Raw genomic sequence first — 18,444 nt, forward strand, 5'->3', positions numbered from 1 at the left:
CCCGCCGCCCCGAGCGGGCCGATTGACCGAGGTCAACCGCGCGCGGGCCGGCGAATCCACGCTTTCGGCAACAGGCGGCCGACGCCGTGCCGCCGAACCAGGTGAGCATCATGCAGATCTCGTTTCCTGTCGACCCCCCTGCGTATTGCGGGCCGGACCTCGTGCTGGCCTTTTCGGCGCTCGTCGAGGGCGGCCGCGTGCGGTGCGCGATCACGGCCGAGGCGCTCGAGGATCATTTCGGCGCCGCTTCGCCGCGCGAACAGGATCTTGCCGACGCGTTCGCGCGCCATCGTCCCGCGATCGAGCAGGCGGCGCGCGACATGCTGGAAGCGATCGGCGGACGGCCCGTCCTGCTTCACAGCGGGGTTTTCCGGTTTTATGCGTGAACCCGTCGCGGGATCGGCGAGGAGGCAGGGATGACGCTTTCAGGCGAGCTTCACGAAGCGGACTGGTCGGTGGCGATCGAGACCGTCGCCGCCGACGGGGGCGGCTACCAGTGCCGGATCCATGTGACGCACCGGTCGCCCGATGGCGGCTGCGAACGCGTGTTTGCGCATGGCCGGATCTTCGCCACCGAGCGCGCGGCGGCGCTGGAAGGGTTGCGAACCGGCATGACGTGGATCGAGATGAAGCGGTCGGACACGTTCACGGTCTGACGCGCATCGCCTCGCTGCGACGCGGGCCAACGGCAACGCGCCGGCGTCCGGCGTCCGGCATCACGCCGCTTCGAGCATCGCGAGCTGCAGTGCCTGCGCGAAGCGGGCCAGCGTCGCGATCGACCCCGTCACGCTTTCGTAGCGCTCGCGGCCGATCATCGCATCGAGCGTGACGAGCATGCCGGCGTCGCGCGCGAGCGCGACGAGTGCCAGCGTGTCGGGCAACGCGGGCGACCCTGCGGCAGGCGCCGCGGACGGCGCGGCGCAAGCGGTTGCATCCGTCTGGTACGTGGCCTGATAACCCGATTCGGAACGAAACGTAGCGTGAGACATCGTGCTTCTCCTGGTCGCCCTGCGTCGTGGTGTCGCCGTGTATCCAGTATCGTTGGCGCCCCGGGGCGCTTCAATCAGGCGACCCCGAAGTTATCGTAGGAATCGCGCGGGCGCGATCAGCGGATTCCTACATGCGGCGTGCTTGGCCTGACCGGATGACGAAACCACCTCGTCGAGTTGCGCCGGGCCCCTAGCCTTGACGCGGATGCGGCGCGCATGATGGAAGGCGTGCGGGGGCGATCGAGCAGGGAGGACACGATGCTTGCGATGATCTTCGATGGCGGCGCGCCGCAGTTGCGCGAGGCGCGCGTGCCGGACCCGTCGCCTGCGGCGGGGCAACTGCTGATCGACGTGCACGCGTGCGGGGTGTGCCGCACCGATCTCCACGTGGTCGACGGCGATTTGCCCGATCCCCGGCTGCCGCTGATACCGGGGCACGAGATCGTCGGCACGGTGGCGGCGCTGGGCGACGGCGTGACGGGTTTCGCCGTCGGCGACCGGGTCGGCGTGCCGTGGCTCGGGCATACCTGCGGCCAATGCGCGTATTGCGTCGCCGGGCGGGAGAATCTGTGCGACGCGCCGGGCTTTACCGGCTATACGATCGACGGCGGCTATGCGGAGCGCACCGTGGCCGACAGCCGCTATTGCGTGCACCTGCCCGAACGCTATTCGGACCTTCAGGCGGCGCCGCTGCTGTGCGCCGGCCTGATCGGCCATCGCACGCTGCGCATGGCGGGCGACGCGCGCCGGATCGGCATCTACGGGTTCGGCGCGGCGGCGCATCTCGTCGCGCAGGTCGCGCGGCTGGAGGGGCGGCAGGTGTTCGCGTTCACGCGGCCCGGCGATGCCGCCGCCCAGCAGCTCGCGCGACGGCTCGGGGCGGCGTGGGCGGGCGGCAGCGACGAGCCGCCGCCGGAAGCGCTGGACGCCGCGCTGATCTTCGCGCCGGTCGGCTCGCTTGTGCCGGTCGCGCTGCGCGCGGTCGACAAAGGGGGCATCGTCGTGTGCGGTGGCATTCACATGAGCGACATCCCGGCCTTTCCGTATGCGTGGCTGTGGGGCGAGCGGCGCATCGCGTCGGTGGCGAACCTGACGCGCGCGGATGCCGCGGCGTTCATGCGCGTTGCCGACACGATGCCGCTGCAGATCGAAGCGGTGCGCTATGCGCTGACGGACGCGAATCGCGCGCTCGACGACTTGCGCGCGGGGCGCGTGTCGGGCGCCGCGGTGCTCGCTACGCGCGGCTGATCGGCGCAGGCTTCGTTCGGGGTGGGGGGCGCGCGGCCGGTTGTGCGCCGGCCGCTTCGGTACGTTTCGCGCAACGTGCGCGTTCAGACGCTCGCGAGGCCGTCCGCGTCGACGATGCGGATCTGCTTGCCCTGCGCCGCGAGCATCCCTTTGCGCTGGAACTTCGACAGCATGCGGCTGACCGTTTCGAGCTTCATGCCGAGATAGCCGCCGATTTCGTCGCGCGTCATCCGCAGCACGAATTCGGCGGACGAGTAGCCGCGCACCTTGAAGCGCTCGGAAAGGTTCAGCAGGAACGCGGCGACGCGCTGTTCGGCCGTCATCGTGCCGAGCAGCAGCATCAGGCCCGATTCGCGCACGATCTCGCCGCTCATCATCTGGTAGACGTGGTGCTGCATCGTCCGCACCTCGTGGCACAGCTGTTCGAGCTGGCCGAACGGGATGATGCAGACGGTGCTGTCCTCGAGCGCGATCGCGTCGCCGTTGTGACGGCCCGCATGCAGGCCGTCCAGCCCGAGCGGCTCGCCGACGATCTGGAAGCCCGTCACCTGCTCGCCGCCGTCGCGATGCATCACGATGGTCTTGAACGAGCCGGTGCGCACCGCGTAGATGCTGTGGAACGCGTCGCCCGAGCGGTAAAGCGCCTCGCCGCGCTTCACGTGACGCGTCGTGCAGATCATCGCATCGACGCGCGCGAATTCCGCCGGCGTCAGCGCTTGCGGCATGCAGACGTTGCGCAGCGCGCAGGACGAACAACGGGATGCGGTGCGCTTCGGCTGGTCTTCGCGGGTAACCGGGTACAGCGGCGTGACGGGGCGGGAGGGCGTGGCCGTCACGGCATCGGCATGGCTCAGCATGATCTGCTCCAGTTCGTTGGGTCAGCGGCGATCGGGACCCGGGTAGGGTCGCGTCGTTCGTATTGCAAGCGGCGTCGATGGTCCGCCGTCTTCGTGAAAGAAAATCCGTGCCGGTTTCACCCGCTTGAGCGATGCCGCCGTCCGGGTTCCAGGACGCGCGTGGCTATCCGGCTAGAACGGTGGTGAGTATGGAGCCTCCGGCATCCGGGCGAAATCAGCGTGGATTGAAGATGCGGTAGGCAACGTGGAAGCCGTGTAGGGGGATTCCTACAGGCGTGCGGCGTCATGCCGCAGGGAGGGCGGCGGCGAGGTCCTTGACGCATCGCGGGAAGCGACACCCGGAACGCGTCCGGATCGTCGAACGGCGCGTGCCGCGGCGAGTCGTCGCTGCGGCGCGCCGTCGTGCGGCAAGCGGAAGGCGGGGCGGCCCGATGCGGCTGCCCCGCGCCCGGGTCAATGCGACATCAGCACCGGCACCGTCATGGTTTCCAGGATAGTGCGCGTCGCGCCGCCGAGCACGCGTTCATGCATCCGCGCGTGGCTGTACGCGCCCATCACGATGAGGTCGGCGTGCAGGTCGCTGGCCCGGTTGAGCAGCGTCGCGCCCGAGCCGATGTCGCCTTCGCGCGGCGTCGTCGAGAACGACGCGCGCACGCCGTGGCGTTCGAGGTACGCGGCGACGTCGACGCCCGCCGGCGTCTTGTCCGGATCGGGGCGCTTGCGCGCGATGGTTTCGACGTTGACGAAACGCGCGCGCATCAGCAGCGGCATCGCGTCGGCCACCGCCCGCGCGGCCTCGCGGCCGCCGTCCCAGCCGATCAGCACGTTTTCGCCGAGGGTCCGTACCCGGCCCGCGTACGGCACGACGATGGCCGGGCGTCCGCTGGCCATCACGACGTCTTCGATGAAATGGCTGGCGATGTACGTCATGCGGTCGTGCGGGTTCAATTGGCCGAGCACCAGCAGATCCGCATGACGTGCATGCAGGATCGCGGCTTCGGTCGCGGGGCCGGCGGGCGCCCGCCATTCGACGCTGCGCCCCGCGCGTTCGGCCGCTTCGAGGAAGCGCGCCTCAGCCTGCTTGCGGCGTTCCTCGCACAGGCGCTCGTACACGCCGAGCTCGAGCGGCTCGCCGGGCCGGAACAACGGTTCGAGCAGGTCCTGGCAGACCACGTACAGGCCGATCAGGTGCGCGTTCCAGCGTCCCGCGAGATCGAGCGCGAGTTCGACGCGCGCGTGGCAGCGCGCGCTGTCGTCGAGATGGACGAGCAGGGTCTTGTAGCTCATGACGGCTCCTTGTCGGTCGGCGCCGCGACGGTTTCGGCGGCAGGCTTCGGCGCGCAGCGCGCCGGAATCAACAGGACGGGGCACGTGGCGCCGCGCAGCACGCGCTCGGCGACGCTGCCGAGCACGAGGCGCCGGAAGCCGCGCCGGCCGTGCGTGCCCATCACGATCAGGTCGGCGCCCGTTTCCCGCGCGACGATCAGGATGCGGTCCGCGATGTCTTCGCCGTCCGGCTCGACGTTGGCGATTTGCGGCGTGCCGGACACGCCGCGCCCGGCCATCCGTCGCGCGGCGTCGTCGGTGACGCGCAGCCCTTCTTCGCGGAACGCGTCGATCAGGATCGACGGATCGTAGCCGAGCGGGTCATAGGCCGGCACGAAAAGGTCGACGACGTAGACGGGCGTAAGCCGCGCACCCGCCTCGGACGCGAGGGCCAGCGCGGCATCGAGTGCATGCGACGACGTTTCGCTGCCGTCGAGCGCGACGAGAATGTGCGAGTACATGGCGGTTCCCCTGGAGCGGCGCGGATGCCCTCATCATCGGCGCACGCGGGGCAATCGCGCTGATCTGGATCAAGCACTTCGGCCGTCGCTGCCGAGCCTGCCGGGCGACGCGCGATTCGCTCGCGCGGTACGGAGGAATGCTTATCGATGCAGGCATTTGACACCGATATGTCGAGACCGCCGGGCGGCGCGATCGACGCGCCCGCATCGACCCGCTCAGTGCGACATCAGGACCGGCAGCGTCATCGACTTCAGCACGGTGCGCGTCACGCCGCCCATCAGCAGCTCGCGCCAGCGCGAATGGCCGTAAGCGCCCATCACGAGCAGATCGGTGCCGGTCTCGTACGCGCGCGACAGCAGCATGTCGCCGATCGACGCGCCGGCGCCGCACTCGATGTCGAGCACGTTGACGTCCGATGCGTGCCGCGCGAGCATCAGCGCCGCATCCGCGCCCGGGATGCGCACGCCGGCGTCCGCGTGATTGCCGTTGCCGACGGTGATGACCGTCGTGCGCTTCGCCCGCTCGATGAAGGGCATTGCGTCGTGGGCGGCGCGCACGGCCTCGCGGCTGCCGTCCCACGCGACGAGCACGCGCTCGCCGAGCGTCGGATACTCGCCCGCATACGGGACGAACAGCACCGGCCTGCCGGCCGACAGCACGAGGTTCTCCTGGAACTGGTCGTCGATGTAGGTATCGGGATCGTCCGGATCGCCCTGGCCGACGATCACGAGGTCCGCATGGCGCGCCTGGCGCGGCACGACGAAGTTGGCGCGCGCCTCCGCGCCGATCCAGTTGCCGGACACCTTGGCCCGTGCCGTTTCCGCGTGAAACAGCCGCTCGAGCGCGGCATGGCATTGATTGCGCCGTTCGTCGCGCTCGCGGAAATAGTTGGCGGAACCGGCCATCACGTAGAACGACGTCAGTTCCGGCGTATAGACTGAAAACAGGCCGGTCAGATGCGCGTCGAAACGCCGCGCGAGCCGCAACGCGAACTCGAGGCGCGAATGCGCGCGCCGGCTCGCGTCGAGATGCACGACGATGCTCTTGTAGCCCATTGCGGTCGCTCCATCGACGGTGGATCCGTCAGTGCAATCCAGTCTACGAAGCAGCGTGCCGGTGCGCTTGACTCAGATCAACGGCGCCCGTGCGGCATCGACGCACAGTGGCGGGGCCGCCGCGCCGGGCGCCGGCCGGCGGCATGGAACCTGATCCCGATCAACGGACCGGACCGAAACGGGGACGATGATGAACGATGTCAGCGTCACACCGCTCGATGGCTGCTGCGCGGACGGTGACGCGCCACTGGAGCGTGTCCATGCGAAATGAGCGTGTCGCATTCGTTACCGGCGGAATGGGCGGCCTCGGCGCCGCGATCAGCCGCCGCCTGCATGCCGCCGGAATGACGGTGGCGGTGTCTCACTCCGAACAGAACGATCACGTCGCGACCTGGCTCACGCACGAGCGCGCCGCCGGCCGCATCTTTTACGCGTTCGAGGTCGACGTCGCCGATTTCGACTCGTGCCGGCAGTGCGGAAAGCGCGTGATCGACCAGCTCGGGCGCGTCGACGTGCTGGTCAACAACGCGGGCATCACCCGCGACGCCACGTTCGCGAAAATGACGAAGTCGCAGTGGGACGCAGTGTTGCGCACCGACCTCGACGGCCTGTTCAATATGACGAAACCGTTCGTCGGCGGGATGATCGAGCGCGGTTTCGGCCGCATCGTCAACGTCGGCTCGGTGAACGGCTCGCGGGGCGCATACGGACAGACCAACTACGCGGCCGCGAAAGCCGGCGTGCACGGCTTCACGAAAGCGCTGGCGCTCGAACTCGCGAAACATGGCGTGACCGTCAATACCGTGTCGCCGGGCTATCTGGCGACGCCGATGGTCGAGTCCGTGCCGAAGGACGTGCTCGACGCGAAGATCCTGCCGCAGATTCCGGTCGGCCGCCTCGGGGCGCCCGACGAGATCGCGGCGCTCGTCGCGTTCCTGTGCTCGGACGAAGGCGCGTTCGCGACCGGTGCCGATTTTGCCGTCAACGGCGGGATGCATATGAGGTGAAAGTCATCGCCATGCACGATTCTGCCGCACCCCATCCCGCGGCCCGCGACGCGGCCTCTACTGCCGACGCGCGCCGCCAGCCGCGCGCGGACGCAGGCAAGCGCCCCGATGCGACGCCCGCCGAGCAATGGAGCCGCGCGGTGCACGGGAGCCTCGCCGCGATGACGTTCGGCCTGTCGCCGGTATCGCTGGCGCTCGCCGTGGTCGACTGGGGCGCGCATCTCGCGGTGTCGCCGGGCAAGTGCTTCGAGCTGGCGACGCAGGCGTCGCTCGCGGCCGCGTCGTGGCCGGCCGGCGCGTTCGCCGCTCGCGACGACAGCGACGACAGCGATCTCGCGGTGCATGCGGGGGAAGCCGATCCCCGTTTCGCCGCGCCCGCGTGGTCGAACTGGCCGTTCCGGCTCTATCGCGACGGCTTTCTCGCGACCCAGCGCTGGTGGCAGGAGGCGACGCGGGGCGTGCCGGGCGTCGAGCGGCATCACGAGGAGCTGGTCGGATTCGCGGCGCGGCAGTGGCTCGACGCCTGTTCGCCCGGCAATTTCGTCGCGACCAATCCGGTCGTGCTCGAAGCGACGGCCCGCACGGGCGGCGCGAACCTCGCGGCAGGCATCCGGCACTGGCTCGAGGACGCGCATGCGACGGCCGAGCGCATGCGCGGCTTGCATGCGCGCAACGCGCCTGCGTACCTGCCGGGGCGCGACGTGGCGATCACGCCGGGCCGGGTCGTATGGCGCAATGAACTGTGCGAACTGCTGCAGTACGAACCGATGACGCCGGCCGTCGCGCGCGAGCCGATCCTGATCGTGCCGTCGTGGATCATGAAGTACTACATCCTCGACCTGCAGCCGCACAATTCGCTGATCCGCTTCCTGGTGCAGTCGGGCCACACCGTGTTCGCGATCTCGTGGCGCAACCCGGGCGCGGAAGCGCGCGACCTCGGCCTCGACGACTACGTGCGCGACGGCTTCCTCGCGACGCTCGACGCGGTGCGCGCACGGTGCGGCGAGGCGGTGCACGCGGTCGGCTACTGTCTCGGCGGGACGCTCGTCGCGATCGGCGCGGCGGCGCTGGCCCGCGACGGGCAGCGCGACGCGCTGCGCTCGATCACGCTGCTCGCTGCGCTCACGGACTTCAGCGAGCCCGGCGAGCTCGGGCTGTTCATCGACGCGAGCGAACTGGCGGCGCTCGATGCGCTGATGTGGCGGCAGGGCTATCTGGACGGCGCGCAGATGTCCGCCGCGTTCCAGCTGCTGAACGCGCGCGACCTGATCTGGTCGCGCATGATGAGCGAGTACCTGCTCGGGCGGCGCACGAAGCCGAACGACCTGATGTCGTGGAACGACGACACGACGCGCATGCCGTACCGCATGCACGCCGAATACCTGACGCAGCTCTTTCTCCACAACGACCTGGCGGCCGGCCGCTACTGCGTCGACGGCCAGCCGGTCGCGCTGTCGGACCTCGCGGCGCCGATGTTCGTCGTCGGGACCGAACGCGATCACGTGTCGCCGTGGCGCTCGGTCTACAAGCTGCACCTGCTCACGCACAACGCGCTGACGTTCGTGCTGACGGCGGGCGGCCACAACGCCGGGATCGTGTCCGAACCGGGCCATCCGGGCCGCCACTATCGCTGCGCGACCCGCGAGCCGGATGCGGCCTACCGGAGCCGCCACGATTTCCTGAGCGATGCGGCCGTGGTCGACGGATCGTGGTGGACCTGCTGGCGCGACTGGCTGCGCGCGCGGTCGACCGGCGACGTGCCGGCGCGCATGCCGGATGGCGGATTCGGACCGGCGCCGGGCACTTACGTCCTCGAAGCTTGAGCGGGCGCGCCGCCGCTTGATGCGGGTCAAGCAGGCCGGCCCGCGCGTCTCCTACATTGTTGAGCGCAGGGGCAACGCCCCATCGACGGAGAACACCCAATGAAAGCACTCATCTATCAGGGCCCCGGGCGCAAGGCGCTCGAGGAGCGGCCGATGCCGGAACTGCAGGCGCCGACCGATGCGATCGTCAGGATGACGCGTACGACGATCTGCGGCACCGACCTGCACATCCTCAAGGGCGACGTGCCGTCGTGCGAACCGGGCCGCATCCTCGGTCACGAAGGCGTCGGGATCGTCGAGCGGGTCGGCGCGGCGGTCGACACGCTGAAGCCGGGCGATCACGTGCTGGTGTCGTGCATCACGTCGTGCGGCCGCTGCGACAACTGCCGCCGCGGCCTGTACTCGCACTGCGCGACGGGCGGCTGGATCCTCGGGCACCGGATCGACGGCACGCAGGCCGAATTCGTGCGGATTCCGCACGCCGAGACGAGCCTGTACCGGGTGCCGTCCGGCGTGGACGAGGACGCGCTGGTGATGCTGTCCGACATCCTGCCGACCGGGTTCGAGTGCGGCGTGCTGAACGGCAAGGTGCAGCCCGGCTGTTCGGTCGCGATCGTCGGCGCCGGCCCGATCGGGCTCGCGGCGCTGCTGACCGCGCAGTTCTATTCGCCCGGCCGGATCATCATGATCGACCCGGACCGCAACCGGCTCGAGGTGGCCCGCCGCTTCGGCGCGACCGATTGCGCCGACGGCCGCGCCGGCGACACGGTCGCGGAAGTGATGAAGCTGACCGACGGCGTCGGCGTCGATTGCGCGATCGAGGCGGTCGGCATTCCGGCGACGTTCGAGATGTGCACGTCGATCGTCGCGCCGGGCGGCGTGGTCGCGAACGTCGGCGTGCACGGCGTGAAGGCGGACCTGCACCTCGAGAAGCTGTGGGATCGCAATATCGCGATCACGACGCGGCTCGTCGACACCGTCAGCACGCCGATGCTGCTGAAGACCGTGCGCGCGGGTCGCCTCGATCCGAAGCAGCTGATCACGCACCGCTTCTCGCTCGACGACGTCGGGCAGGCGTACGACACGTTCGGTCGCGCGGCGGAAACGCACGCGCTCAAGGTCATCATCGAAGTGGCCTGAGCGGCCGGCCGGCGCGTCACGCGGCAGGGACGCGCGGCAGCGCCGCGGCTTCGTCGAGGTCGACGGTCTGCCGATAGGTCGGCACTTCGCACGGCCAATGCAGCCGTTCCTCGATGCGCCGGCGCAACGCATCCGCGGCGGCCGGTTCGCCGTGGGTCACGAACGTGCGGAGCGGGGGCTGCTGCATCGCGCCGAGCCACTGCAGGATCTCCTCGTAATCGGCATGGGCGGACAGCGTTGCGATGGTCTCGACCTGCGCGCGCACGCGCACGTATTCGCCGTGGATCTTCAGGGTCGGCTCGTGCGCGGCGAGCGCGGCGCCGCGCGTGCCGGCGGCCTGGTAGCCGACCAGCGCGATCGCGTTGCGCGCGTCGGGGGCGTAGCGGCTCAGGTGATGCAGCACCCGCCCGCCCGTCGCCATCCCGCTACCGGCGATGATCACCATCGGGCCCGGGTGCCCGGCAATCGCCTTGGATTGATCGACCGTGCGCACCATCGTCGCCGCATGGCCGAGCGCGTCCGCCTCCGACAGGGTCAGCCGGTGCTCGAGGACGTGATGGCGATAGACTTCGGTCACGTCCGTCGCCATCGGGCTGTCGAGATACACCGGGACGTGCGCCATGCGGCCGGTCGCCTTCAGCCGCGCGATGTAGTGCAGGATCTGCTGCGCCCGGCCGACTGTGAAGCAGGGCATCACGACCACGCCGCCCCGCGCGAAGGTCTTCCCGAACAGCGCGGCCAGTTCGCTTTCGGGGTCCGAATCGGGATGCAGGCGGTCGCCGTAGGTCGATTCGACGACCACGTAGTCTGCATGGGCCGGCGGCGTCGGCGCGCGCATGATCGGGTCGTTGCGGCGGCCGAGATCGCCCGAGAACGCGAGCACCTTGTGATTCCAGTGCATGACGATGCTTGCCGCGCCGAGGATGTGGCCGGCGGGCAGCAGCCGGAACGACAGCGCGCCGCCCAGTTCGACGCATTCGTCGAACCCGCGCGGGCTCAGCAGGCGCAGCGCGCGCAGCGTGTCGTCCACCGTGTACAGCGGCCGCGCCGGATGATGTTTCGAGTAGCCGTGGCGGTTCGCGAAATCGGCTTCCTCCTCCTGCAGCCGCGCGCTGTCGCGCAGCATGATTTCGCACAGTTCGGCGGTCGCCGCCGTGCAGTACACCGGGCCGCGGTAGCCGGCGCTCGCCAGGACCGGCAGGTAGCCGCTATGGTCGAGGTGCGCGTGCGTGAGAATGACCGCGTCCAGCGTGTCGGGCGGGAACGGCAGCGGGTTCCAGTTGCGCAGGCGCAGGTTCTTGGTGCCCTGGAACAGGCCGCAATCGACGAGCACGCGCCGGCCGCCATGCTCGACCAGGTATTTCGAGCCGGTGACGGTTTCGGTCGCGCCAAGGAAAGTCAGTTTCATCGCTCGCCTCACGGGAAATCGCGACAGGTGATGGTTCGATTACACCGGGAACGCAGGCCAGGCGATTGACGGAAATCAGAGACAGGCCGGGCGCGTCAGGTGTCGCATCGGCATGCTCGACACGGTGAATCCCGCGTTGTCGTTGACGAGCAGCCTGAGGTCGAGGTGCAGGATGCTGCGTGCTTGCGCCCGCTATCGCTCGTCCCGCGCGGTCGGGTTGAGCAGCGTGACGAACGCGGCGATGCCCGCCACCAGCGCGACGATCGCAAACGCGAATACCCGCTGGTTGTCGAACAGCATGCCGTGCACGATGCCCGCCAGTGCGCCGAGCGTGACGAACACGAAGATCGTTGCGAGCACGATCCGGGATTGCTTGCGTATCATGAAGTCCTCCTGACTGGCGGCCTCCGGATGCCTGGCGGCCGCGCGATTGAGGTCATGATCGCGTGCGGGGACGCGGCGCGGTTGATCTGTATCAACGGACGAAAACGGCCGGCGCACGCCTGCCGACGTGCGTGCGCGCAGCGCGCCCATCCGCGGCTGACCTGGATCAATTTCGCCCCGTTTCGTCCGACCTACCGTGACAAGTATCGACGGCAACCGCAGGCGAACGATCGTGAAGACCGATGCCGATTTGCGAAGGAATGCGGGACAGGCGTCGCGCGTGCGCGAAGCGGCCGCCCGGGTGAAGGTCGCGTAGCCGGCGCGGTGCGCGGCAAGCGAGGTGTGACATGCAGGCACGCGAGATCGCGATCCCGATCGACCGGACCCGGCTCGACGGCGTGCTGACGCTGCCGCAGGGCGCGCGCGGCGTCGTCGTGTTCGCGCACGGCAGCGGCAGCAGCCGCCTCAGCCCGCGCAACCGTGCCGTCGCGCAGACCCTGGTGAAGGCCGGACTCGCGACGCTGCTGTTCGATCTGCTCGATCACGACGAAGAGCAGGTCGACTGCGTCACGGCACTCTATCGCTTCGACATCGATCTGCTCGCCCGCCGCCTGTGCGCCGCGATTGCGTGGATACGCGCGCTGCCGGAATGCCGGCCGCTGCCGCTCGGCCTGTTCGGCGCGAGTACGGGCGCGGCCGCCGCCCTCGTCGCGGCCGCGCGCGAACCGGCCGTCGGCGCCGTCGTGTCGCGTGGAGGCCGCCCCGACCTGGCCGGCGATGCGCTCGAGCGCGTGGCCGCGCCGACGCTGCTGATCGTCGGCGCGCGAGACGAACAGGTGCTGCATCTCAACCGGCTGGCGGCCGCGCGGCTGACGTGCGAAACGGTGATCGAAATCGTGCCGGGCGCAACCCACCTGTTCGAGGAGCCCGGCGCGCTCGACGCCGTCGCGCGGCTCGCCGCCGCATGGTTCATCCGCTGGCTCGCCGGCGATGCAGAGCATCGATAGAGGGGGATCGCGATGTATCGGCTGTTTCATCGTTTCGAACGACTGGCGTTCGGCATCGTCACGCAAACGCGGCGAAGGTGAACCGCGCATGCGCGCCGGCTCCCGGCGCGCGGGAACGTCAATGACGACGGTCGATCGTCTCCAGCATCGAGCGTCCGTTTTCCGTCAGATGGGCCCGCCGGCTTTCCGATGCGAGCAGCTCCAGCGCGACGAGCTGGCGTTCGACGAGCGACGTCAGGTCGCCGAGATCGAGGCCGGCCGGCTCGGCCGTGTCCTCGATCAGCAACAGTGCGGCAAATTCATGCGGGCTCAGCATGTTCGTCTCCTGAAGATGAAGTCGTCGGCATCGGAGGCATGGTGGGCGCGCATTGGCCGCTCCCGCTTTCCGCGGCCATCGAGGCGGTCATGCCGCGTGTATCAAAGCTAGGCATTTTGATGCGGTGTCGCGACGTGCATTTTGTCGCACGCGGCGTGCGCGCTTGACGTGGATCAGACATTCGCACGGGATGCCACTGCGGCCCGTAGGGAGACCGGCTCGAATCGATCCTGATGGCACTAGGATGGACTGAACGGACCATCCTCCGCCGGAGAAGGACATGAAGATCAGCGAACCGATGAAGCCAGCATCGACGCCCGACACGCTGCCCGTGCTGCAGCTCGGCCTGCGGCCGTTCTATGCGGGCGGCGCGTTGTTCGGCAGCGCGGCGATTGCCGCGTGGCTTGCTGCCTGGCACGGCGCACCGGTCGCGGGACGCGCCGCGTCGATGACGGGGTTGATGTGGCACGTGCACGAGATGATCTTCGGCTTCGTGGCGGCGATCGTCGTGGGTTTCCTGCTGACCGCCGTGCGCGCCTGGACGTCGCGCGAGACGCTGCGCGGCGCGTCGCTCGGCGCGCTCTGGCTGTTGTGGGCGGCGGGGCGCTTGCTGGTGTGGTCGGGGCCGGAGCCGGTTGCGGCGGTCGTCGATTCGCTGTTCCTGCTGCTCACGGCGATCGTGCTGCTGCGCGTGCTGGTCGCCGTGAAGAACCGGCACAACGTGTTCCTGCCGGTGGCGCTGGCTTTGTTCGGTGGACTGAATGTGCTGTTTCACGGCTACGCGATGGCGGGCCGTGACGATCTCGCGCTGCGTGCCGCGTATGCGGCAACGGGGCTGATTCTGTTCTTCGTCGCGGTGATCACCGGGCGGATCGTGCCGATGTTCACGACGAACGCGATTCCGGGTTTCACGATCCGGCGCTTCAGGTTTGCGGACGCGCTCGCCGCACCCGCGGTGCTGCTGACGCTACTGGCGGACGCGGCCGGCGTGCCCGACCGGATTCTGATCGCCGCCGCAGGCATGACCGCGCTGCTGCACGCCGTGCGCATCGCCGGCTGGCGGTCGTGGCGCGTGGGCAATCGGCCGATCGTCTGGATTCTCCACGTGTCCTGCCTGTGGATTCCGGTCGGATTTGCGATGCTCGCGCTGTCGGTCGCCGGCGTCGTGCCGCATTCGCTGGCGGTTCATGTGTTGACGGTCGGGGCGATCGGCGGCGCGATCATCGCGATGGTGACGCGCACCGCGCTTGGCCATACCGGGCGCAAGCTCGTCGCCGGGCCCTGGGAACGGCTGTGCTACGGGCTGATGATCGGCGCGACGCTGCTGCGCGCGTTCGGGCCGCTGATCCCGGGCACGCCGTACGGGTTCTGGCTCGATGCTTCCGGCGCCTGCTGGATCGTCGCGTTGCTTGCGTACACGATCCACTACGTGCCGATCCTGGTCTCGCCGAGAGCCGACGGCCGCGCGGATTGACGGCGGCCGCATGGCGGGCCGCCGTCGTTCAGGTCAGGCTTCCTCGGACCACGACATGTTGTCCCGCGCGAGCAGCGCGGACGATGCCGCCGGCCCGAACGTGCCCGACGTATACAGCCGCGGCCGGTCGCCGAGCTGCTGCCAGCCGTCGAGGATCGGCTCGACCCACGCCCAGGCGGCCTCGAGCTCGTCGCGGCGCATGAAGTGCGTGAGACGCCCGCGGATCACGTCGATCAGCAGCCGCTCGTAGGCTTCCGCGCGGCGCTCCGGAATGGCCTGCTGCAGGTCGAGGTTGAGGTTCACCGGCACCATGTTCATGCCGCTGCCCGGTTCCTTCGCGAGCATCTGCAGCTGGATCGATTCTTCCGGCTGCAGCTGGATCACGAGCCGGTTGCTGTAGTGGCGCGGGCCGCTCGGGATGATCGAGAACGGCATGTCCGCGAACTCGATCACGATTTCCGACTGGCGCTTCTGCAGCCGCTTGCCGGTGCGCAGGAAGAACGGCACGTTCGCCCAGCGCCAGTTGTTGATGTGCGCGCGCAGCGCGACGAAGGTTTCCGCGCGGCTGTCCGGCGGCACGTTGTCTTCCTCGAGGTAGCCCTTGACCGGCTGGCCGTCGATCGCGCCCGCCGTGTACTGGCCGCGCACCGTGTCGCGCGCGATGTCCGACGGCGACATCGGCCGCAGCGAGCGCAGCACCTTCAGCTTCTCGTCGCGAACCGCATCCGGATCGAGCGACACGGGCGGCTCCATCGCGACGATGCACAGCAACTGCAGCAGGTGGTTCTGCACCATGTCGCGCAGCGCGCCGGTATGGTCGTAGAAGCCCGCGCGGCTGCCGACGCCGACCGTTTCCGCGACCGTGATCTGCACACTGCGGATGCAGGGCGCCTGCCAGAGCGGCCCGAAGATCGGATTGCCGAAGCGCAGCACCATCAGGTTCTGCACGGTTTCCTTGCCGAGGTAGTGATCGATCCGGTAGATCTGCGATTCGTCGAAGTGCTTGCCGACCGCATCGTTGATGGCCTTCGCGGACGCGAGATCGTGGCCGAGCGGCTTCTCCAGCACGACCCGCGAGCGGGCGTCGACGAGGTCGGCGGACGAGAGGTTGTCGCAGATCGTCGTGAACAGCTCCGGCGACGTCGACAGGTAGAACACGCGAATCGCGTCGCTGCGAGTCGCTTCCTTGAGCCGCGCGTAGTCGGCCGCGTCCTGCACGTCGATCAGCACGTAGCGGAACAGGTCGAGGAAGCGATTCCACGCCTGCGGGTCGAATGCCTTCTCGTCGATGAACGGCCGCGACTGCTCCTCCATGAACTTCAGGTAGCCGTCGATGCCCCAGTCGCGGCGGCCGACCGCGATGATCCGCGTTTCGGGCGGGAGGTTGCGGTGCAGATGCGCCATGTACAGCGCGGGCAGCAGCTTGCGGGCGGCGAGGTCGCCGCCGCCGCCGAAGATGATCATGTCGACGGGCTGATCGGCTGCGGTCTGTGTAGGCTGATTCGTCATGGGTGGTTCGCTGTGTGAAACGGTGGGCGTTGAACGAACGTCGAAGGCGCCGATGCGGCGGTGCAACGAAAACCCTAATAGTGCACGCTTTTGCCGGATCGCGTGCGAGGTCGCCATCGATGCGCGACGGCGCTTGCGCGATCCCGGCGAGCTCGCTTATGATTGAGCAATCACTCATTTAAGGCGGCAAATCTTGGCACGACCCCGCAGTCTCGACAAGCACGAAGCGATTCTCGCCGCGGCGGCCGGCGAGCTCGCCGAACACGGCGCGGCCGCGACCACCGCGCGCATTGCGCGGCTGGCGGGCGTGGCCGAGGGGACGGTGTTCACGTATTTCGACACCAAGGATGCGCTGCTGAACGCGCTGTACCTGCACCTGAAGGCCGACCTGCGGGGTGCGATGATGACGGGCTTCCCGGAGGACGGCCCCGCCGAGCCGGCGATGCGCCACGCGTGGAACGGCTACGTGTCGTGGGGCGTCGCGAATCCGGACGGGCGGCGCGCGCTGCGGCAGCTCGAGGTCAGCGGACGCATCGACGACGCGCATCGCGCGGCGGGCGCCGAGGGATTCGGTCCGATCCAGGCGGTGTTGCGCGAACGGATTGCCGCGTCGGGCACCTTGCGGCCCGACGAGGCGCTCGCGTTCTGCGGCGCGTTGTTCACGTCGATCGCGGAAACGACGATGGAATCGGTCGCGCGTGATCCGGCGCGGGCCGATGCGTATCGCGAGGCCGGCTTTCGGGCGCTGTGGGCGGTGTTGCACACGCTGTGAACGTGCGGTGCGTCTTGTGAATCGTCGACGCATCGCGCTTATTAATGAGTGAGTAATCATTCATTGCTTGTGGTGTCATTTTCGAGGAGTGGAACATGTCGAAAGTCTGGTTGGTCACCGGGGCCGCGCGCGGCCTGGGGCGGTCGATTTCGGAGGCGGTGCTTGCGGCGGGCGACCGGCTCGTGGCCGGCGCGCGCGATCCCGCGCGGCTTGCGGATCTTGCCGAGCGTTACGGTGAGCGGCTGTTGCCGGTCTCGCTCGACGTCACCGACGAAGCGGCGGCCGCGCGTGCCGCCGCTGCCGCGCGCGAAGCCTTCGGGCGCATCGACGTGCTGGTCAACAATGCGGGCTACGGTCATACGGCGCCGTTCGAGCAGATGAGCGCCGACGATTTCCGCGCTCAGATCGAGACGAACCTGTTCGGCGTGGTCAACGTGACCCGCGCGGTGCTGCCGACGATGCGCGCGCAGCGCGCGGGCCACATCTTCCAGGTGTCGTCGGTGGGCGGGCGGACATCGACGGCCGGCCTGACCGCGTATCAGGCGGCGAAATGGGCGGTCGGCGGATTCAGCGACGTGCTGGCGAAGGAGGTCGCGCCGTTCGGCGTGCGCGTCTGCACGCTCGAGCCGGGCGGGATGCGCACCGACTGGGCCGCCGAGGCGAAGCGCGGCGTCGACGACATGCTGCCGGACTACCAGCCGTCGGTCGGGCGCATTCTCGACTTGCTCGGTGCGTATGGCGGCAATGAAGTCGGCGATCCGGCGCGGATCGCCGCGCTGATCGTCGAGCTGTCGCGCCGCGACGACGTGCCGATGCGGCTGTTGCTGGGCGGCGATGCGGTGTTCGTCTGCGAGCAGGCCGAGGCGCAACGTGCGGACGAGGCGGCGCGCTGGCGGGACACGTCGCTGTCGACGCAGTTTCCGGATGCGAAGTTGCCGGAAGGCCTGGAGGCGCTGAAGGGGCTCGAGTGACGGTGACCGTCCGGCCGCTCCGAGTCGGGGGAGGCCGGACGAGGGCCTGGCAAACAATGCCGGCGGCTTCAGGAATCGCGCGTGACGGTCCCGTCGTGATTGCGCGCGCCGTTCGCGTATCGCATCGCGCGCGCGACGACGTTGAGCGCGCGGCCGAGCGGCATGCCGACGAGCAGGCCCCAGACGGCGAACGCGGCGAGCGCGAACCCGGTTGTCGCTGCCCAAGGCTGTGCGGACGCGACAGCGTAGTGCAGGTACGTTTCGACCGCGAACGTGAGCATCAACGTCGCGAGCAGGCTCGCGTCGCCCGGCAGGCGCACGAGCAAGCCCGCCGGGCGGACGACGAATTCAAGCCGCCAGCGGCGCGCGTGAAGCCAGCCGCACGCCGCGCCGACGGCAAGGGCGGCGAGCGCGATGATGCTGGTGTCGGGGCCTGCCCCCGGAAACAGGGCCCTGAGGCTCGTGACGCCCAGCATTGCGAACACGAAGGGAAACAGCAGCGTTCTCGACGGCGACGCTTCGCGCGGGAAGCAGCGCCTCACGCCGAGATACACTAGCGCGCAGAACAAGAGATAGACGTAGCTCGGTACGGAAAGGAACGGTTGCATGGTCGGAGTGCTCGCGATCGGTGGTGACGAACCCACGATAGCGGCCAGCGGACGCGCCTGCCGCGCTTTGCGACGAAGCGCGGGTTCG

Annotated in this window: 20 protein-coding genes; 10 read left to right on the forward strand and 10 right to left on the reverse strand. The window is 69.1% G+C overall.

Annotation, left to right across the window (positions count from 1 at the left end):
* Nucleotides 1–110: 110 nt before the first annotated feature.
* Both B7P44_RS33930 and B7P44_RS33935 read left to right on the forward strand, forming a co-directional pair.
* Nucleotides 111–386, forward strand: a complete 276-nt coding sequence (locus B7P44_RS33930) for a DUF1488 family protein (RefSeq protein WP_084910697.1) — start codon at nt 111–113, stop codon at nt 384–386.
* A 30-nt stretch (nt 387–416) separates the two neighbouring features.
* Nucleotides 417–656 carry an immunoglobulin domain-containing protein gene (locus tag B7P44_RS33935; protein WP_084910400.1) on the forward strand — a complete coding sequence of 80 codons (240 nt, stop codon included), beginning with the start codon at nt 417–419 and terminating at the stop codon, nt 654–656.
* A 60-nt stretch (nt 657–716) separates the two neighbouring features.
* Here B7P44_RS33935 and B7P44_RS33940 read toward each other — a convergent pair whose 3' ends face one another.
* Nucleotides 717–989 (reverse strand): hypothetical protein, encoded by a 273-nt coding sequence (locus tag B7P44_RS33940; protein ID WP_084910401.1) that lies wholly within the window; start codon nt 987–989, stop codon nt 717–719.
* Nucleotides 990–1,247: 258 nt separating this feature from the next.
* Here B7P44_RS33940 and B7P44_RS33945 point away from each other — a divergent pair, with 258 nt between their 5' ends.
* Nucleotides 1,248–2,237 carry a zinc-dependent alcohol dehydrogenase family protein gene (locus tag B7P44_RS33945; RefSeq protein ID WP_084910402.1) on the forward strand — a complete coding sequence of 330 codons (990 nt, stop codon included), beginning with the start codon at nt 1,248–1,250 and terminating at the stop codon, nt 2,235–2,237.
* Nucleotides 2,238–2,320: 83 nt separating this feature from the next.
* Here the strand turns inward: B7P44_RS33945 and fnr are convergent, their stop codons facing one another.
* The 4 genes from fnr to B7P44_RS33965 form a co-directional block, all read right to left on the reverse strand.
* On the reverse strand, nt 2,321–3,094 hold the full coding sequence (gene fnr, locus B7P44_RS33950; RefSeq protein WP_084910403.1) for a fumarate/nitrate reduction transcriptional regulator Fnr: 774 nt from the start codon (nt 3,092–3,094) through the stop codon (nt 2,321–2,323).
* A gap of 453 nt (nt 3,095–3,547) precedes the next feature.
* Nucleotides 3,548–4,381, reverse strand: a complete 834-nt coding sequence (locus B7P44_RS33955) for a universal stress protein (RefSeq protein WP_084910404.1) — start codon at nt 4,379–4,381, stop codon at nt 3,548–3,550.
* Nucleotides 4,378–4,881 (reverse strand): universal stress protein, encoded by a 504-nt coding sequence (locus B7P44_RS33960; protein ID WP_084910405.1) that lies wholly within the window; start codon nt 4,879–4,881, stop codon nt 4,378–4,380. The genes B7P44_RS33955 and B7P44_RS33960 overlap by 4 nt, the downstream gene beginning before the upstream one ends.
* 216 nt (nt 4,882–5,097) lie before the next feature.
* A complete protein-coding gene (locus B7P44_RS33965; RefSeq protein ID WP_084910406.1) occupies nt 5,098–5,937 on the reverse strand; it encodes a universal stress protein in 840 nt (279 codons plus the stop codon).
* 260 nt (nt 5,938–6,197) lie between these two features.
* Here B7P44_RS33965 and phbB point away from each other — a divergent pair, with 260 nt between their 5' ends.
* The 3 genes from phbB to B7P44_RS33980 all read left to right on the forward strand — a co-directional run bounded on the left by phbB (nt 6,198) and on the right by B7P44_RS33980 (nt 9,907).
* A complete protein-coding gene (gene phbB, locus B7P44_RS33970) occupies nt 6,198–6,944 on the forward strand; it encodes an acetoacetyl-CoA reductase (RefSeq protein ID WP_084910699.1) in 747 nt (248 codons plus the stop codon).
* Nucleotides 6,945–6,955: 11 nt separating this feature from the next.
* Nucleotides 6,956–8,767 carry a PHA/PHB synthase family protein gene (locus B7P44_RS33975; RefSeq protein WP_084910701.1) on the forward strand — a complete coding sequence of 604 codons (1,812 nt, stop codon included), beginning with the start codon at nt 6,956–6,958 and terminating at the stop codon, nt 8,765–8,767.
* A 99-nt stretch (nt 8,768–8,866) separates the two neighbouring features.
* Nucleotides 8,867–9,907: a zinc-dependent alcohol dehydrogenase family protein gene (locus B7P44_RS33980; RefSeq protein ID WP_084910407.1), complete on the forward strand. Its 1,041-nt coding sequence runs from the start codon at nt 8,867–8,869 to the stop codon at nt 9,905–9,907.
* A 16-nt stretch (nt 9,908–9,923) separates the two neighbouring features.
* On the opposite strand, the gene B7P44_RS33985 is transcribed toward B7P44_RS33980, so the two are convergent.
* Nucleotides 9,924–11,315 carry an MBL fold metallo-hydrolase RNA specificity domain-containing protein gene (locus B7P44_RS33985; protein WP_084910408.1) on the reverse strand — a complete coding sequence of 464 codons (1,392 nt, stop codon included), beginning with the start codon at nt 11,313–11,315 and terminating at the stop codon, nt 9,924–9,926.
* A 192-nt stretch (nt 11,316–11,507) separates the two neighbouring features.
* Entirely contained in the window at nt 11,508–11,699 is a 192-nt protein-coding gene (locus tag B7P44_RS33990) for a DUF2964 family protein (protein WP_084910703.1), read from the reverse strand.
* 347 nt (nt 11,700–12,046) lie between these two features.
* On the opposite strand from B7P44_RS33990, the gene B7P44_RS33995 reads away from it, so the two are divergent.
* Nucleotides 12,047–12,706, forward strand: coding sequence for a dienelactone hydrolase family protein (locus B7P44_RS33995; RefSeq protein WP_084910409.1), 660 nt, complete (start codon nt 12,047–12,049; stop codon nt 12,704–12,706).
* A 118-nt stretch (nt 12,707–12,824) separates the two neighbouring features.
* Here B7P44_RS33995 and B7P44_RS34000 read toward each other — a convergent pair whose 3' ends face one another.
* A complete protein-coding gene (locus B7P44_RS34000) occupies nt 12,825–13,022 on the reverse strand; it encodes a hypothetical protein (protein WP_084910410.1) in 198 nt (65 codons plus the stop codon).
* Nucleotides 13,023–13,302: 280 nt separating this feature from the next.
* Between B7P44_RS34000 and B7P44_RS34005 the strand changes: the two genes are divergently transcribed.
* A complete protein-coding gene (locus B7P44_RS34005) occupies nt 13,303–14,496 on the forward strand; it encodes an NnrS family protein (RefSeq protein WP_084910411.1) in 1,194 nt (397 codons plus the stop codon).
* Between the two features lie 33 nt (nt 14,497–14,529).
* Here B7P44_RS34005 and zwf read toward each other — a convergent pair whose 3' ends face one another.
* On the reverse strand, nt 14,530–16,005 hold the full coding sequence (gene zwf, locus B7P44_RS34010) for a glucose-6-phosphate dehydrogenase (RefSeq protein ID WP_084910412.1): 1,476 nt from the start codon (nt 16,003–16,005) through the stop codon (nt 14,530–14,532).
* A gap of 193 nt (nt 16,006–16,198) precedes the next feature.
* On the opposite strand from zwf, the gene B7P44_RS34015 reads away from it, so the two are divergent.
* A complete protein-coding gene (locus B7P44_RS34015) occupies nt 16,199–16,777 on the forward strand; it encodes a TetR/AcrR family transcriptional regulator (RefSeq protein WP_084910413.1) in 579 nt (192 codons plus the stop codon).
* A gap of 95 nt (nt 16,778–16,872) precedes the next feature.
* Nucleotides 16,873–17,748: an SDR family NAD(P)-dependent oxidoreductase gene (locus tag B7P44_RS34020; protein WP_084910414.1), complete on the forward strand. Its 876-nt coding sequence runs from the start codon at nt 16,873–16,875 to the stop codon at nt 17,746–17,748.
* A 68-nt stretch (nt 17,749–17,816) separates the two neighbouring features.
* Here the strand turns inward: B7P44_RS34020 and B7P44_RS34025 are convergent, their stop codons facing one another.
* Complete coding sequence (locus B7P44_RS34025; RefSeq protein ID WP_084910415.1) at nt 17,817–18,356, reverse strand: DUF6622 family protein; 540 nt, start codon at nt 18,354–18,356, stop codon at nt 17,817–17,819.
* Between the last annotated feature and the right edge of the window lie 88 nt (nt 18,357–18,444).

Source organism: Burkholderia ubonensis subsp. mesacidophila (genome assembly GCF_002097715.1).
Lineage (GTDB): Bacteria > Pseudomonadota > Gammaproteobacteria > Burkholderiales > Burkholderiaceae > Burkholderia > Burkholderia mesacidophila.

Coding starts and splice junctions, on each gene's coding strand:
- B7P44_RS33930 (WP_084910697.1), top strand. CDS start 111: ATGCAGATCTCGTTTCCTGTCGACCCCCCTGCGTATTGCGGGCCGGAC.
- B7P44_RS33935 (WP_084910400.1), top strand. CDS start 417: ATGACGCTTTCAGGCGAGCTTCACGAAGCGGACTGGTCGGTGGCGATC.
- B7P44_RS33940 (WP_084910401.1), bottom strand. CDS start 989: ATGTCTCACGCTACGTTTCGTTCCGAATCGGGTTATCAGGCCACGTAC.
- B7P44_RS33945 (WP_084910402.1), top strand. CDS start 1,248: ATGCTTGCGATGATCTTCGATGGCGGCGCGCCGCAGTTGCGCGAGGCG.
- fnr (WP_084910403.1), bottom strand. CDS start 3,094: ATGCTGAGCCATGCCGATGCCGTGACGGCCACGCCCTCCCGCCCCGTC.
- B7P44_RS33955 (WP_084910404.1), bottom strand. CDS start 4,381: ATGAGCTACAAGACCCTGCTCGTCCATCTCGACGACAGCGCGCGCTGC.
- B7P44_RS33960 (WP_084910405.1), bottom strand. CDS start 4,881: ATGTACTCGCACATTCTCGTCGCGCTCGACGGCAGCGAAACGTCGTCG.
- B7P44_RS33965 (WP_084910406.1), bottom strand. CDS start 5,937: ATGGGCTACAAGAGCATCGTCGTGCATCTCGACGCGAGCCGGCGCGCG.
- phbB (WP_084910699.1), top strand. CDS start 6,198: ATGCGAAATGAGCGTGTCGCATTCGTTACCGGCGGAATGGGCGGCCTC.
- B7P44_RS33975 (WP_084910701.1), top strand. CDS start 6,956: ATGCACGATTCTGCCGCACCCCATCCCGCGGCCCGCGACGCGGCCTCT.
- B7P44_RS33980 (WP_084910407.1), top strand. CDS start 8,867: ATGAAAGCACTCATCTATCAGGGCCCCGGGCGCAAGGCGCTCGAGGAG.
- B7P44_RS33985 (WP_084910408.1), bottom strand. CDS start 11,315: ATGAAACTGACTTTCCTTGGCGCGACCGAAACCGTCACCGGCTCGAAA.
- B7P44_RS33990 (WP_084910703.1), bottom strand. CDS start 11,699: ATGATACGCAAGCAATCCCGGATCGTGCTCGCAACGATCTTCGTGTTC.
- B7P44_RS33995 (WP_084910409.1), top strand. CDS start 12,047: ATGCAGGCACGCGAGATCGCGATCCCGATCGACCGGACCCGGCTCGAC.
- B7P44_RS34000 (WP_084910410.1), bottom strand. CDS start 13,022: ATGCTGAGCCCGCATGAATTTGCCGCACTGTTGCTGATCGAGGACACG.
- B7P44_RS34005 (WP_084910411.1), top strand. CDS start 13,303: ATGAAGATCAGCGAACCGATGAAGCCAGCATCGACGCCCGACACGCTG.
- zwf (WP_084910412.1), bottom strand. CDS start 16,005: ATGACGAATCAGCCTACACAGACCGCAGCCGATCAGCCCGTCGACATG.
- B7P44_RS34020 (WP_084910414.1), top strand. CDS start 16,873: ATGTCGAAAGTCTGGTTGGTCACCGGGGCCGCGCGCGGCCTGGGGCGG.
- B7P44_RS34025 (WP_084910415.1), bottom strand. CDS start 18,356: ATGCAACCGTTCCTTTCCGTACCGAGCTACGTCTATCTCTTGTTCTGC.